This window comes from Amycolatopsis deserti, from assembly GCF_014653945.1.
Lineage (GTDB): Bacteria > Actinomycetota > Actinomycetes > Mycobacteriales > Pseudonocardiaceae > Amycolatopsis_E > Amycolatopsis_E deserti.
Window position 1 is genome coordinate 43,501 of the sequence record NZ_BNAU01000012.1, and the last position, 15,238, is coordinate 58,738.

General features: G+C 71.3%; 11 protein-coding genes. 7 read left to right on the forward strand and 4 right to left on the reverse strand.

Annotated elements, in window-relative coordinates; translation table 11 throughout:
* Nucleotide 1 precedes the first annotated feature (1 nt).
* The 3 genes from IE290_RS34980 to IE290_RS34990 all read left to right on the forward strand — a co-directional run bounded on the left by IE290_RS34980 (nt 2) and on the right by IE290_RS34990 (nt 2,066).
* Nucleotides 2-667 (forward strand): GntR family transcriptional regulator, encoded by a 666-nt coding sequence (locus IE290_RS34980; protein ID WP_191249025.1) that lies wholly within the window; start codon nt 2-4, stop codon nt 665-667.
* 77 nt (nt 668-744) lie between these two features.
* Nucleotides 745-1,404 carry a hypothetical protein gene (locus IE290_RS34985; protein ID WP_191249026.1) on the forward strand — a complete coding sequence of 220 codons (660 nt, stop codon included), beginning with the start codon at nt 745-747 and terminating at the stop codon, nt 1,402-1,404.
* Nucleotides 1,401-2,066, forward strand: a complete 666-nt coding sequence (locus IE290_RS34990; protein WP_191249027.1) for a hypothetical protein — start codon at nt 1,401-1,403, stop codon at nt 2,064-2,066. Before IE290_RS34985 ends, IE290_RS34990 begins: the two co-directional genes overlap by 4 nt.
* Nucleotide 2,067: 1 nt before the next feature.
* Here the strand turns inward: IE290_RS34990 and IE290_RS34995 are convergent, their stop codons facing one another.
* From IE290_RS34995 to IE290_RS35005, 3 genes are all read right to left on the reverse strand, one after another.
* On the reverse strand, nt 2,068-6,414 hold the full coding sequence (locus IE290_RS34995; RefSeq protein WP_229874898.1) for an HAD-IC family P-type ATPase: 4,347 nt from the start codon (nt 6,412-6,414) through the stop codon (nt 2,068-2,070).
* 82 nt (nt 6,415-6,496) lie between these two features.
* Nucleotides 6,497-7,555: a tartrate dehydrogenase gene (locus tag IE290_RS35000; RefSeq protein ID WP_191249028.1), complete on the reverse strand. Its 1,059-nt coding sequence runs from the start codon at nt 7,553-7,555 to the stop codon at nt 6,497-6,499.
* Nucleotides 7,552-9,015: an NAD-dependent succinate-semialdehyde dehydrogenase gene (locus tag IE290_RS35005; protein ID WP_191249029.1), complete on the reverse strand. Its 1,464-nt coding sequence runs from the start codon at nt 9,013-9,015 to the stop codon at nt 7,552-7,554. The genes IE290_RS35000 and IE290_RS35005 overlap by 4 nt, the downstream gene beginning before the upstream one ends.
* 94 nt (nt 9,016-9,109) lie before the next feature.
* Here IE290_RS35005 and IE290_RS35010 point away from each other — a divergent pair, with 94 nt between their 5' ends.
* The gene (locus IE290_RS35010) at nt 9,110-10,369 is read left to right on the forward strand and encodes an aspartate aminotransferase family protein (protein ID WP_191249030.1); all 1,260 of its coding nucleotides are present in this window, start codon (nt 9,110-9,112) and stop codon (nt 10,367-10,369) included.
* 12 nt (nt 10,370-10,381) lie between these two features.
* Nucleotides 10,382-10,882 carry a DUF3830 family protein gene (locus tag IE290_RS35015; RefSeq protein WP_020420436.1) on the forward strand — a complete coding sequence of 167 codons (501 nt, stop codon included), beginning with the start codon at nt 10,382-10,384 and terminating at the stop codon, nt 10,880-10,882.
* Between the two features lie 519 nt (nt 10,883-11,401).
* Here IE290_RS35015 and IE290_RS35020 read toward each other — a convergent pair.
* Nucleotides 11,402-11,794, reverse strand: coding sequence for a carboxymuconolactone decarboxylase family protein (locus IE290_RS35020; protein ID WP_191249031.1), 393 nt, complete (start codon nt 11,792-11,794; stop codon nt 11,402-11,404).
* A 135-nt stretch (nt 11,795-11,929) separates the two neighbouring features.
* Here IE290_RS35020 and IE290_RS35025 point away from each other — a divergent pair, with 135 nt between their 5' ends.
* Both IE290_RS35025 and IE290_RS35030 read left to right on the forward strand, forming a co-directional pair.
* Nucleotides 11,930-13,303: an FAD-binding oxidoreductase gene (locus tag IE290_RS35025; protein ID WP_191249032.1), complete on the forward strand. Its 1,374-nt coding sequence runs from the start codon at nt 11,930-11,932 to the stop codon at nt 13,301-13,303.
* An 8-nt stretch (nt 13,304-13,311) separates the two neighbouring features.
* Nucleotides 13,312-14,865, forward strand: a complete 1,554-nt coding sequence (locus IE290_RS35030) for an acetolactate synthase large subunit (protein ID WP_191249033.1) — start codon at nt 13,312-13,314, stop codon at nt 14,863-14,865.
* Nucleotides 14,866-15,238: the final 373 nt, after the last annotated feature.

The following is a 15,238-nucleotide window of genomic DNA, read 5'->3' on the forward strand; positions in this document are numbered from 1 at the left end:
GATGGCCCTGACCGACATCGAACCGGTGAGCCGGGAGTCGACCGCGGCGATCATCGCGCGGCAGCTCCGCGAGGCGATCATGAACGGCACGTTCGCGCCGGGCACGCAGCTCGGGGAGACCGAGCTGGCCGGCCGGTTCCAGGTGTCCCGCGGCCCGCTGCGCGAGGCGATGCAGCGGCTGGTGTCGGAGGGCCTGCTGCGCAGCGAGCGGCACCGCGGGCTGTTCGTGATCGACCTCGAACCGGAGGACGTGCACGACATCTACTCGGCGCGGTTCGCGATCGAGCGGGCGGCGCTGATCCGGGTGCTGCGGCACGGTGACCGCGAGGAGCTGGCCGTCCGGCTGATGGACGCCGTCGAGGACATGGCGTCGGCCACCGACGGGGACGAGGTGTCGGCGGCGGACGTCCGGTTCCACGAGGAGCTGGTGGGGGCTTCGGGGTCCAAGCGGCTCGGCCGGATGGCGCGGACGCTGCTGATCGAGACGCGCATGTGCCTGTCCGCGCTGCACCGCACCTACGCGACGAACGAGGAGCGGGTGACCGAGCACAAGCGCATCGCGGAGGCGATCGGCGCCGGCGACGAGGAGCTGGCGGTGTCGCTGCTGGAGGCGCACATGGAGGACGCGGTGCGCCGCCTCGCCCCGGGGACCAGCCTGCACGCCTGATCCGCTGTAACGGAAGGTTGCGGGTCCGCGATCTTGGGTTCGTCCGCGCGCGACGCGGGGGGAACCGGGAGGACCGCGTGCGCGGATGGATCTTGCTCGCCCTGGCGCTGGTGAGCGGCTGTTCCGCGGCGGAGCCGGTGGTCGCGCCGTCGTCGAGCGCATCGCGGCCGAGCGCGCCCGCCGTGCCCAAGGTCAACGAGCACGAGCGGCTCGCCGCGACCATGCTCACCGACAGCGAGGGGACCGCGCTCGGGTTCACCTACCAGAGCGAGCCCACGCCGTTCATCGAGTCGCAGAACCAGAAGTTCGCGCTCGTCGCGGCGTGCCCAGGGCGGCTGCCGAGCGACTCACGAATCGTGCGGGCCGAGCAGGCCACCTGGAGGAACGACGACTACAACCTGGAGGAACTCACCGCGCAGTATTCCGGGATCCCGGCCGCAGACGCGGTGGGCGAGGTCGCGCGGACGAAAGGGTGCCGGGCGAACGTCGGCTCGGGTGGGCGGATCGACGAGATCTCCTTGCCGTCGGTGCCCGGCGCCGACGCGGCGAAGGCGTTCTGCACCATCAGCGAATACGGCACCGACCGGTGCGTCGTCGTCGTGGCGCGTGGGGAGTTCGCCGCGGCGGGCGAGCTGAGGTACTACGGCATTGACGGTCCCGCGAACCGCGAAGCCACCACCGCTCTCCTGCGCCGGGTCGCCATCGCCCTCGGGCAGGGCCTGGGACATGTGGCGTGAGACGCCTCGTGGCGCTGCTCGCCGGGGTGGTCCTTCTCACCGGGTGCAGTACCGAAATCGCCGGCACCGCGGGTATGCCGGGGCCGGCGGTCGGGCCGGTCGTGTCCAAGTACGACCTCCAGCAGCGGCTCGTCGGTGCCATGCTCACCGAGCCGGAACTCACGCAGGCGGGTCTGCACTGGCTCCAGGAGCCCCTGCCGTTCATCGAGTCGCAGAACTCGCGCTACAAGTTCATCTACGACTGCCCGAGCCACTTGCCCTCGGACGTCGCGATCCAGGCGGCGGAGTACGCCACCGCGACTTCGGGGAACTTCGATCACGGCACCTACCTGTACGTGATGACCGCGTCCTACCGCGGCCCCAGCGGCCCCACCGCGGTCGCGCAAGGCCGCGCGCTCAGCGGCTGCATCGGGCTGCCCGGGGCCACCAAAGTCACGCTTCCGCCGCTGAACGGCGCCGATGAGCAGGCAGCGTTCTGCGGGGACGACGTGGGCTTCTCCGGCTTCCACCGGGTCTGCGTGCTGCTACTGGGCAGGCAGAACGCGGCGACGGTCGCCGCCTACAGCGTCAGCGACAAGAACCGGGCCATCCCGCCCACCCAGATGGAAACCGACCTGCCGCGCGTCGCGCAGTTGCTCGCCACCGCGCTCACCCGCGCCTGACTCACTCCTCGATCGTCCGGCCGACCACCGCTCCCAGTGCCGTCGCCGCGCCCGCGCTGCCCAGCGCCATCCCCCAGCCGATCGGGCCGAGCGGGGTGCAGCCGAAGAACTGGCTCACCCCGGGCGTCTGGATGACCGCCGCGAGCAGCGCCACCGAACCGAGCGACGTCGCCAGCACCGAACGGTTCCAGCCGCCCGTCAGCAGGGTCTGCCCGAGCTGCGTGCCGACCAGCCCGGCCAGCGCGACCGTGCTCGCCCGGCGGCCGCGGCCCGTTGCGCGCGCCAGCATCCACGCGGTCGTCGCGCCGAGGGTCGTCACTCCCGCCCGCACGCCGATGTCCTTCTGCAAGCGCTTCCCGAGCGAACTCTCCGGGCCCTCCCGCAACAGGTCGGCGCCGTCCTCGGGCCGCCGCAACGCGATCGCCAGCGCCGGCGCCAGGTCGGTCAGCAGGTTGACCAGCAGGAACTGCCGCGCCCCCAACGGGGACCGGCCGGTCAGGGTCGCGCCGAGCACGCTGAACCCGATCTCGCCCAGGTTCCCGCCGAGCAGGATCGCCAGCGCCTCCCGCACCGACGCCCACATCGCCCGGCCCTCGACCAGCGCCGCGATGATGGTTTCCAGCCGGTCGTCGGTCACCACCAGGTCGGCCGCGGCCCGCGCCGCCGGGGCGCCGTGCCCGCCGAGGGCGATGCCGACGTCGGCGAGCCGGATCGCGGGCGCGTCGTTCGCGCCGTCGCCGGTCATCGCGACGGTGTGGCCGTGCTTCTGGTACGCCTTGATGATCCGCACCTTCTGCGCCGGGCTGCACCGCGCCACCACGTCCACGGTTTCCAAAGTGGACGCCAGCTGCTCGTCGTCCATCGCGTCCAGCTCGGCGCCGGTCACCACGTGCAGGTCGGCGCCGTCCTCGGTGACCTTGTCCGCGATCGCCTCGCCGGTGTCCGGGTGGTCGCCGGTGATCATCACGATCTGCACGCCCGCGGCACGCAGGTCCGCCGCCGCGGCCGCCGCGCTCCCCCGCACCGGGTCGGCGATCGCCACGAAACCCTTGAACCGCAGGCCCTCGACCGCATCCTCGTCTAGGCTCGCACTGTCCGGAGTGGACTCGGCGACCGCGAGCACCCGCTGCCCCGCCTTGGCGAGCTTCTTCATCCGCCCGGCGAGCTTCTTCCGCTTTCCCTCGTCCAGGTCGCAGCGCGGGAGCACCGACTCCGGCGCGCCCTTGACGCTCAGCACCAGCCCGCCGTCGCCCCGCATCAGTGAGGCGTGGTAACCGCGCGACGGCTCGAACGGCACCGCGTCGACCAGCTCCCAGCCGTTCGTGTGCACGGAAACCCGTTGCGCGCCTTCGACGATCGCCCGGTCCGTCGCGTGTGGCAGGTCGGACGGGTCGTCGGCGTGCGGCGTCGCCCGCAAGGCGGTCAGCAGCACCGACTCGGTCGTCTCGTCGAGGTCCTCGATCTTGCGGCGCTGGCGGCCGTCGTCGACCTCGTGGACGGTCAGCGTGCCCTCGGTCAGCGTCCCGGTCTTGTCGAAGCACAGCACGTCGACGCGGCCCAGCGCTTCGATGCTGCGCGGGTTGCGGACCAGCGCGTTGTGCTCGGCGAGCCGGCGCGCGGCGGCCAGCTGCGCGGCGCTGACCAGGAACGGCAGCCCCTCCGGCACCGACGCGACGGCCAGGTTCACCGCCGCCGACAGGCTTTGCCGCAGCGGCACCCGCCGCAGCAGCCCGGCGCCGGCGACCGCGACCGCCGACCCGATCGCCAGCGGCATCGACTTCGACGTCAGCTCGGCCAGGCGGGTCTCCACACCGGTGACCGGCGCGTTCTCGCGCGCCATCGCCATGCTGCGGCCGGCCTCGGTGTCCGCGCCGGTCGCGACCACGACGCCGACGGCCTCGCCGGCCGCGATCGTCGTGCCCTCGTAGAGCATCGACGCGCGCTCGGCGACATCCCCGGCGATCACCGGCGCCGGGTCCTTGGACACCGGCAGCGACTCGCCGGTCAGCGACGACTCGTCCGCCTCGACACCGTCGGCTTCGAGCAGCCGGCAGTCGGCGGGCACGACGTCGCCGGAAGTCAGCTTGATGACGTCGCCGGGCACCAGGTCGTCGGCGCTGACCACGCGCTCCCGGCCGCCGCGGATCACGGTCGTGCTGATCGCGGACCGGCTCAGCAGCTCGGCCAGCTGCTTCTCGGTGTGGACCTGCTGGACGCTGCCGACCAGCGCGGACACGCCGGTGATCCCGGCGACGAGCGCGGCGTCCACCGGCGACCCGACCGACGCGGACAGCGCGGCACCGCCGATCAGGACCGGGGTGAGCGGGTTGGACAGCTCGTTGATGAACGCCTGCATCAGGCTGGTCCGGCCGCCGCTGCCGGTGCCGCGGGTCCGGGCGCGCTTCTGGGCGTCGTCGTCGCTCAGGCCGTCCGGGTCGGTGTCGAGCCGGTCCAGGACCACGTCGACCGGCATCAGGTGCCAGGGCGCGGCGTCCCCGGCGAGGCTCGTGTCGCGGTCGGCGAGCCGCTTCGCGCGGCGGTGCGCGTTGGTCAGGGCGACGGCCGCGCCCAGGTTCACCGCCCGCATCGCCCGGTTGGCCGGGCTGCGGCGTCCGGGCTGCAGCGCGGCGACCGCGCCCACGCCCGTCGCGCCCTGGGAGAGCCAGATGCTGTCGCGGTTGACCTCGCGGGCGGCGGCGATCGCGTCGACGACCAGCGCCGCCACGCCGATGTCCTCGCCGATCAGCAGGTGCGCGCCCCACGGCGGCGGGTCGCCCGGGCGCTGGGTGCCGATGCCGCAGTCGGCGGCGCCGAGCGCGCGGCGGTCGTCGGACACCAGCATCACCACGTGGTCCTCGCCCTGCAGCTCGCGCACGGTGGAGACGAGACGGTCGCCGCCGGGCATCAGCCGGTCGGCCTCGAACGCGGCGTGGCCGCCGTTGGCGCTGATCACCTCGATGTTCGAGCGGCGGGCGGCGGCGATCACCGCGGCCACGCCCGGCGGCACCTGCCTGCCGAGACCGATCACGGCCGCGAGCTGCTGGTCGCGCACCAGGCCGAGGACCGCGGCCGCGCCACGCTTCTCCAGCTGCTCGCGCTCGTGGGCGCCCTGGTCGACGCCCAGCTCGTCAAGCGGGCCGAGGCGCCAGCCGTCGTCGTCGTGGACCTTGCCCGGGGTGTGCGCGTCGAACAGCTGCCAGGCGCGTTCGACCAGCTCGCGGGGGTCGCCGTCGCCGAGCGGGACGAGGTCGTTGAGGACCATCCGGCCGGTGTCGAAGGCCTGCTCGTCGAGGACCAGGGTGTCGATGGCGTCCAGGTGGCGCAGCACGCCGCGGTCCATGACCAGGACGCCCTCGGTGGCCAGCACGCGGCCAAGGCGGGCGCCGAACGCGGTGCGCCCGGCCTCGGCGGCCTTGGGGAGCGCGGCCAGGCCGATGCCCATCGCCCGGCGCGGGCGCGCGAAGGGGATCGACACGGCGGCCGCGGCGGCGCCGAGGTTGAGGATGCGCTGCTCGTACTGTTCGACCGGGCCGTCCGGGATCTCCCGCGGGCGCTCAACGACGACCGGCCCGGCGGCGGCGTCCTCCGGGCCGTGGATCAGGCGGTTCTCGGCCTGGCACCACAGCCGTTCGTGCGCGCGGGCCTCGCGCCACTGCTCGGCGCGCTGGATGATGTCGACGATCGTGCCCTCGCCACCGGAGGCCAGGCCCTGTGCGAACGCGCCGAACGCCGACGTCGCGGTGTCGGCCTTCTCGCGGCTGCCGGCCCGCTCGGCGGCGATCTCGCGCAGGCGCGGGTGCAGGTCGACGACGCTGGGCAGCGCGGCGATCTCGGTCGGGATCGGGGCCCACGGCGCGAGGCGGGTGATGAGGGACAGGCCAAGGCCGAGGGTGTCGGCGGCCAGGGTCGGCAGGAGGCGGGTTCCGCGCAGGCCGTCGGCCGGGTGGTGGAGTTCGTCCTCTTTGATCTCTTCGCCGACGCCGTCGGGAGCGCCCTCGGCCTCCTCGACGACGCGGATCAGCTCGGCGCTGTCCGGGGCGGGGTCGTGGACGCCGATGATCACCCGGGAGGAGGGCGCGTTGACCCGAGCCCACGCGACGCCCGGGTGACGTTGCACGGCCTGCTCGATGCGCTGCGCGACGGCTTCACCGCCCGGCCCGTGCACCCCGTGGGCCTCGATGTGCAGCCGCCCCGGACAGGACCACACCCGGCGACGGGGCCTGCTCAGCGGGGACAACACCACCCCGGCGAGCCCCTTCACCGCCGACACCGGACCGGGCACCCGGACACCCAGCAACTCCATGAACCACTCCCACACCTCGACTTCTCCGGTGCCTGGGTTGCCCATTCCGGGTGAAGGTATGCGTGTGCCCGCAGGTCGGCCGGAGTTTCCGTCCCGCGGTCGCACCGGGGTGCGACCGCGGGCGGGGTCAGCCGAGAGCCGCGGTGACGGCGGCGCCCAGCTCGGTGGTCGTGGACTTGCCGCCGAGATCGGGTGTGGCCACCTCGCCGGCGGCGAGCACCTGCTCGACCGCCGTGTTGACGGCCGCGGCGGCCTTCTTCTCCCCGAGGTGTTCCAGCATCATCGCGCCCGCCAGGATCTGCGCCACCGGGTTCGCGATGCCCTGGCCGGCGATGTCCGGCGCACTGCCGTGCACCGCCTCGAACATCGACGGGAACTCGCCCTCCGGGTTGACGTTGCCGGACGGCGCCATGCCCAGTCCGCCCGTCACCGCCGCCGCCAGGTCGCTCAGGATGTCGCCGAACAGGTTCGACCCGACGACCACGTCCAGCCGGTCCGGGTGCTGCACCATGCGCGCCGCCAGCGCGTCGATGTGCGTCTGTTCACTGTGGACGTCCGGGTACTCGGCGGCGATCTCGGCGAAGATCTCGTCCCAGAACGGCATCGTGTGGATGATCCCGTTCGACTTGGTCGCCGAGCACACCCGCCCGCTGCGGGTCCGGGCCAGCTCGAACGCGAACCGGATGATCCGCGAAACGCCGACGCGCGTGAAGATCGACTCCTGCACGACGAACTCCCCCGGCTGCCCCGGGTTGTGCCGCCCGCCGATCTGCGAGTACTCGCCCTCGGTGTTCTCCCGGACGATCACCATCTCCAGCTCGTCGGCCTCGCGCCCGGCGAGCACCGACGTCGTCCCGGGCAGCAGCCGCACCGGCCGCAGGTTCACGTACTGCGCGAACGCCCGCCGGATGGGGATCAGCAACCCCCACAGCGACACGTGGTCCGGCACCCCGGGAAACCCGACCGCGCCGAGCAGGATCCCGTCGAACGGCCGCAGCTGCTCGATGCCGTCCTCCGGCATCATCCGGCCGGTCTTGGCGTACCGCTCGCAGCTCCAGTCGAACTCCGTCCACTGCAGACGGAACCCGTGCAGCTCGCCCGCGCGGTCCAGGACCTGGCGCGCCTCGGCGGTGACGTCGACCCCGATGCCGTCACCGGGGATGCTGGCGATCCGGTAGTCGTTCACAGGCTCACCGCGATGTACTTGGTCTCCAGGAACTCGTCGATGCCGACGGTGCCGCCCTCGCGGCCGAGCCCGGACTGCTTGACCCCGCCGAACGGCGCCGCCGGGTTGGACACGATGCCCTGGTTGAGCCCGATCATGCCGGCCTCCAGCGCCTCCGACACGCGCAGCGCCCGCTTCAGGTCGTTGGTGTAGACGTAGCTGACCAGGCCGTACTCGGTGTCGTTCGCGGCGGCGACGGCCTCGTCCTCATCGTCGAACACACTGATCGGCGCGACCGGGCCGAAGATCTCCTCGCTCGCCATCCGCGCGTCCCGCGGCACTTCGGTGAGCACCGTGGCCTGGTAGAAGTTCCCCGGACCGTCCACAGTGGCCCCACCGGTGAGCACCTTCGCGCCCCGGGAGGTGGCGTCGGCGACCAGCTCGGTCACCTTGGCCACCGCGTCGGCGTCGATCAGCGGCCCGACCACCACGCCGGGTTCGGTGCCGCGGCCCAGCGGCAGCGCGGACATCCGCTCGGTCAGCCGGCGGGCGAACTCGTCGGCGACCCCGCGCTGCACGTAGAACCGGTTGGCCGCGGTGCACGCCTCGCCGATGTTGCGCATCTTGGCCTGCATCGCGCCCTCGACCGCCGCGTCCAGGTCGGCGTCGTCGAAGACCAGGAAGGGCGCGTTGCCGCCCAGCTCCATGGACGTGCGCAGCACCTTGTCCGCGCACTGTTCGAGCAGCTTGCGGCCGACCGCGGTGGACCCGGTGAACGACAGCTTGCGCGCCCGGCCGTCCTTGATCATCGGCTCCATCACGCCGCCGGGGTCGCTGGTGGTGACGACGTTGAGCACGCCCGCGGGCAGCCCGGCCTCGGTCAGGATCGCGGCCAGCGCGAGCATCGACAGCGGCGTCTGCTCGGCCGGCTTGATCACCATCGTGCAGCCGGCCGCGATCGCCGGACCGATCTTGCGGCCGCCCATCGCCATCGGGAAGTTCCACGGCGTGATCAGCAGGCACGGCCCGACCGGCTGCTTGGTGACCAGGAACCGGCCGGCGCCGTTGGGCGCGACCTGGTAGCCGCCGTCGATGCGCACGGCCTCCTCGGAGAACCAGCGGAAGAACTCCGCGGCGTAGGCGACCTCGCCCTTCGCCTCGGCCAGCGGCTTGCCCATCTCCAGGGTCATCAACAACGCCAGCTCGTCGACCCGCGAGTTGAGCAGTTCGTAGGCGCGACGCAGGATCTCGCTGCGCTCACGCGGGGCCGTCTTCGCCCAGTCGGCCTGGGCGGCGACCGCGGCGTCGAGGGCGGCCTTCCCGTCCTCGGGCGAGGCGTCGGCGACCTCGCAGAGGACCCGGCCGGTCGCGGGATCCTCGACGGCGAAGGTCCGTCCGCTGCTCGACGGGACCCACTTCCCGCCGATGAACAGCTCCTTGCCGACGGCGTCCACGACACCCGATTCGGTCAGCTCGCCCATCAGTCCTCCTGATCAACCTTGCGCCTGTCCACGGGCCATGCTAGACAGATTGTCAACAATCTACAAGCTCACTCCGGTTAGGAGTTCCGCCGTCATGGCCCAGCTCTCCCCCCTGCTCAAGCAGGCCACTCCGGTCGTCGTCGAGCACGGCGAAGGCGCCTACCTCTACGACACCGACGGCAACCGCCACCTCGACTTCACCGCCGGCATCGGCGTGACCAGCACCGGCCACTGCCACCCGAAGGTGGTCAAGGCGGCGCAGGAGCAGGTCGGCAAGCTGATCCACGGCCAGTACACGACCGTGATGCACCAGCCGCTGCTCAAGCTGGTCGAGCGGCTCGGCGACGTGCTGCCCACCGGGCTGGACTCGCTGTTCTTCGCCAACTCGGGCAGCGAGGCCGTCGAGGCCGCGCTGCGGTTGTCGCGGCAGGCCACGAAGCGGCCGAACGTCATCGTCTTCCAGGGCGGGTTCCACGGCCGCACGGTCGCCGCCGCCTCCATGACCACCTCCGGCACCCGGTTCAGCGCGGGCATCTCGCCGCTGATGGGCGGCGTGCACGTCGCCCCCTTCCCCTACGCCTACCACTACGGCTGGGACGAGCAGACCGCGACGAAGTTCGCGCTGCGCGAACTGGACTACCTCTTCCAGACGATCAGCGCCCCGCACGAGACGGCCGCGTTCTTCATCGAGCCGATGCTCGGCGAGGGCGGGTACGTGCCGGCGAACCCGGAGTTCATGGCCGGGCTGCGCGAGCGCGCCGACCAGCACGGGATTCTGCTGGTGATCGACGAGATCCAGACCGGGTTCGGGCGGACCGGCCGGTTCTGGGGCCACGACCACTTCGGCGTGCGGCCGGACGTGGTGCTGATCGCGAAGGGCCTGGCGAGCGGTTTCCCGCTGTCCGGCATCGCGGCGTCGCAGGAGCTGATGGCCAAGGCGTTCCCCGGTTCGCAGGGCGGCACCTACGGCGGCAACGCGGTGTCGTGCGCGGCGGCGCTGGCCACCCTCGACGTGATCGAGGAGGAGAACCTGGTCGAAAACGCGGCGGCGCGCGGCAAGCAGCTGCTCGAGGGCGCGCGGCTGATCGGCGACAAGACACCGGAGATCGGCGAGGTGCGCGGGCTGGGCCTGCTGGTCGGGTCGGAGTTCACCAAGGCCGACGGCACCCCGGACACCGCGACCGCGGCGGCGGCGCAGCAGGAGGCCGCGCGGCGCGGGCTGCTGCTGCTCACCTGCGGCGCGTACTCCAACGTCGTGCGGATGATCCCGCCGCTCGTGGTCACCGCCGAGCAGATCGACGACGCGCTCGCGATCTGGGCCGAGACCGTCGCCGCCGTCACCGGTTCCAAGTAGGGAGAAGGCACGTTGGCCCGCTACATCACCATTTCGCTCGACAAGCGCGGCGTGTCCTGCCGCGCCGTGCTGCTGGACGCGGAGGCGCCGCGGACCTGCCAGGCGGTGTGGAACGCGCTGCCGCAGAGCGGTTCGGCCTACCACGCGAAGTACGCCCGCAACGAGGTCTACACGCTGGTGCCGCCGTTCGCCGACCCGAAGCCGGGCCGGGAGAACCCGACGGTGACGCCCATTCCCGGGGATGTCGTCTATTTCGGATTCGAGGCGTGGGAAATCGGCAATCCCGCGTACGGGTACGAGGACAGCAGCGAGGCGCACAGCGATCAGGGCGCGACCGATCTGGCCATCTTCTACGGCCGGAACAACCTGCTCATCAACGGCGACGCCGGCTGGGTTCCGGGCAACGTGTTCGCCACGATCGTGGAAGGGCTGCCGGAAATGGCGGCGGCCGCCCAGGACCTGTGGCTGCGCGGCGTCGAGGGGGAAACGCTCTCGTTCGCTCGTGCCGAGTGACCCTCGACCAGCGGTCGTTAGGGGCAGAACCCGGGTCCCCCGTCACTCGTTAGCGTGATCATAGGGGGATCACCTTACGTGGCAATGTGTTCACCCGTTCGGGCGGGCATCACCCGGTGTGCCGGATCAAGATCGGCATCGCGCCAGGTGAGCCCGCCCGGCGGGGCTACGAGCGGCGTCGTGAGACCCCCGCCGCAGAACCCGAAAGTGTTACGTGTTTAGGCTGGGCGGATTTCCCACCTCGCTGTTCACGGGGTCCGAGGCTTTTCGGAGCGGTTTGACACCTCCTCGCGGAACTGAAAATCTTCCCGTGCTTTCGAAAGCAGTCAGGGAATAGCAAAGATTGATTCCGTAAGGAGCCCCTCTCCCATGTTCGCTGCGCACTTTCACCACGGCCACGACATCGTTTCCCACATCCTGGCCGGGCTCGCGCACGTCCTCGGCTGGCTGGTCTGACCCGCTGAGCTGAGAACGCGGGGCCGGTACGTTGGCGCGGACCGGCCCCGCACCTCGCATTTTTCAGCCGACCGGCAGCAGATCCCGCTCGCCGAACACCTTCTTCGCGACCAAGGTCGCGTTGAGCGCCTTCGGAATTCCGCAGTAGACGGCCGAATGCAGCAGCGCCTCCACGATCTCCCCCGGCGACAACCCGACGTTCAGCGCAGCGTTGACGTGCACCTCCAGTTGCGGTTCGCACCCACCGAGCGCGGTCAGCATCCCGAGCGTCACGAGCTGCCGATCCCGCGGCGGCAGCTCCGGCCGCGCGTACATCTCGCCGAACGCCCACGACACCACCTGGTGCCCCAGTTCCGGGCTCACGTCCGCGAGCGAATCGATCACCCGCTTACCCGCTTCGCCGTCGACGGCCGACAGCACCTCGTACCCCGCCTGGAACCGCTCTTCCCTAGTCATGTCGACGACGCTAGGAGCTGGAGCGAACTCCAGGTCAAGCACCGACCAGACATGAATGACCTTCACTTCCGGTCCTGAGCCCTCCCGTACTACGCTTCCATCAACGGGCAGGCGCAGGAAAGGCAGGGGTACGTCATGGGCGACGTCGCCGCGCGGATCGCCGAGATCGTCGGCGAGCGCAACCTCCTCACCGGGGACGACATCCCCGACGACTACGCGAAGGACGAGTCCCTGACAGTCGCCGCCGCCAAACCGGCCTACGTCGCCAAACCCGGCACCGCCGAGGAGGTCGCCGCGCTGCTGGCCCTCGCCGCCGAGAACGACCTGCCAGTCACCGCACGCGGCTCGGGCAGCGGGTTGTCCGGCGCGGCCCGCCCGCGGGAGGACGGCCTGCTCGTCTCGTTCGAGCGGATGACCGCGGTCCTGGAGATCGACACCGCCAACCAGGTCGCAGTCGTCCAGCCGGGCGTCACGCTCAGCGAACTGGACGAGGCGACCAAGGAATCCGGCCTCGCCTACACGGTCTACCCGGGCGAACTGAGCGCGAGCGTCGGCGGCAACGTCGGCACCAACGCCGGCGGCATGCGCGCGGTCAAGTACGGCGTCGCCCGGCACAACATCGTGGGCCTGCAGGCGGTCCTGCCCACCGGCGAGATCATCCGCACCGGCGGCAAGACGTCCAAGATCTCCAGCGGCTACGACCTGACCCAGCTGATCATCGGCTCGGAGGGCACACTCGCGCTGGTCACCGAAGTGATCGTCAAGCTCCACCCGCGCCTGCCCCACGCCGCGACGCTGCTCGCCCCGTTCGGCGACCTCGACCAGGTGATGCGCGCCGTTCCGGAGATCATCGCCAGCGGTCTGACGCCGAACATCCTCGAGTACATCGACAACCTCACGATGGCGGCGATCACCTACAACGAGAAGCTGGAGCTGGGCGTCCCCGAGGAGGTCCGCAACGCCACGCAGGCGTATCTGGTGGTGGGGCTGGAAAACCGCGACGGCGACCGGCTGGACGGCGATGTCGAGCGCGCCGGCGAGCTGCTCGGCGAGCTGGGCGCGTCCGACGTGTACGTGCTGGACGGCGGTTCGGCCCGCAAGCTCATCGAGGCGCGGGAAAAGGCGTTCTGGACCGCGAAGGCCGCGGGCGCGGACGACGTGATCGACGTCGTGGTGCCGCGCTCGGAGATGCCCGGTTTCCTGGCGAAGGTCCGGGAACTCGCGGCCGCCGCGGAGGCGGGTGCCATCGGTTGCGGTCACGCCGGGGACGGCAACGTCCACTTGGGAGTCTTCTGCAAGGACCCGGAGAAGCGGCACCGGCTCCTGCACGACATCTTCGCCGCGGGGATAGCGGCGGGCGGGGCCATCTCCGGTGAGCACGGCATCGGGCAGGCGAAGAAGGACCACTTCCTCGCGCTCGAGGACCCGGCCAAGGTCGCGTTGCTGCGCCGGATCAAGCAGGCCTTCGACCCGAAGGGCATCCTGAACCCGGATGTCCTGTTCGACTGAGGAGTGAGATGAACGGCGCGCAGTCCCTGATCCGCACGCTCGTCGACGCGGGTGTCGACGTGTGCTTCTCCAACCCGGGCACGTCGGAGATGCACTTCGTCGCGGCGCTCGATTCGGTGCCCGAGATGCGCGGTGTGTTGGCCCTGTTCGAGGGCGTGGTCACCGGCGCGGCGGACGGTTACGCGCGGATCGCGGACAAGCCGGCCGCGACGCTCCTGCACCTGGGGCCGGGGCTGGGCAACGGCCTGGCGAACCTGCACAACGCCCGCCGCGGGCACGTGCCGGTGGTGAACGTGATCGGCGACCACGCGACGTACCACAAGAAGTACGACGCGCCGCTGGAGTCGGACATCGAGGCAATCGCCGGTTCACTGAACGGCTGGGTGCGCCGGTCGGCGAACAGCGCGGACGTCGGCGCGGACGCCGCGTTCGCCGTCGCCGCGGCGCAGGAGGCGCCCGGCAAGGTGGCGACGTTGATCCTGCCGGCGGACGTGTCGTGGGGCGACGGTGGTGTCGCGGTCAAGCCGGTGCCGCCGCGCTCACCGCAGACCGTCGCCGAAACCACGGTGAAGGCCGTGGCGGAGGTGTTGCGCACCGGTGAGCCGGTCGCGTTGCTGGTGGGCGGTCTCGCCTGCCGCGAAGCCGGTCTGCGCGCGGTGAGCCGGATCGCGACCGCGACCGGCGCGAAGCCGTTCGTGGAAACCTTCCCGGCAAGGCTGGAGCGCGGCGCCGGACTGCCCACGATCGAGCGCCTGGCTTACCTGGCCGAGCAGGTGCAGTGGCAGCTGGAGGGCATCAAGCACGTCATCGTGGCCGGGACCAAGTCGCCGGTGTCGTTCTTCGCCTACCCCGGCAAGCCCAGTGATCTGGTGCCGGAGGGCGCCCAGGTGCACACGCTGGCGGAGCTGGACCAGGACGTGGTCGCCGCGCTGGAAGCCCTGGCCGACGAGGTCGCGTCCGATGTGGACCCGGTGCTGCAGGAACCGGCTCGCCCGGCCCTGCCGAGCGGCCCGCTGACGGTGCAGAACTGGGTCGAGGTGATCGGCGCTCTGTTGCCGGAGGGCGCGATCATCTCCGACGAGGCCAACACCTCAGGACTGTTGTTGCCGGGCGCGACAGCGGGCGCCCCGCGCCACGACGTGCTCACGCTGACCGGCGGCGCGATCGGCCAGGGACTCCCGGTCGCGGTGGGCGCCGCTGTCGCCGCCCCGGACCGCCCGGTGATCGCACTGCAGGCGGACGGCAGCGCGCTGTACACGATCTCGGCGCTGTGGACGATGGCGCGGGAAAACCTGAACGTGACGACGGTGATCCTGAACAACCACGCCTACGCCATCCTGCGCATGGAACTGCAGCGGGTGGGTGCGGAGGCGGCCGGCCCGAAGGCGAAGGACCTGCTGGACCTGGCCCGCCCCGACATCGACTTCGTGAAGATCGCCGAAGGCATGGGCGTCGCAGCAACAAGGGCGACGACGGCAGAGGAACTGGCCGACCAATTCCGCAACGCCCTCGCCGAGCCAGGACCACACCTCATCGACGCGGCAGTACCCCCACTCCTCTGACGCGCACCACGCACAGGTGAGCTGGGTGGTCATCCCGTCGCCTGACACGTGACGATCACCTTGAGCGAGGGCCGCAACATCCGTGCTCGCGCGAGTTGAGATGCCAACCTTGCGGCCCTGGCTCAAGGTGATATGCACAAACCGCAGGCGACGGGATGACCACCCAGCTCCCACCTCGACAAGGTGAGACGACAACGGTCCCCGTCATCCCGGAGCCTGCCTGTCCGGCGAGGACATCTTTTGATCTTTAGTCTTGCCCTTGGGCAAGCGAAGAGCCCGCCCTGCGGGCGGGTTCCAAAGAGCGCCTCACGGCGCCGAATGGTCACCTTACGACCACCCCCGCCCCCGATGCCTGATTGTGTTTCAGTCGCCG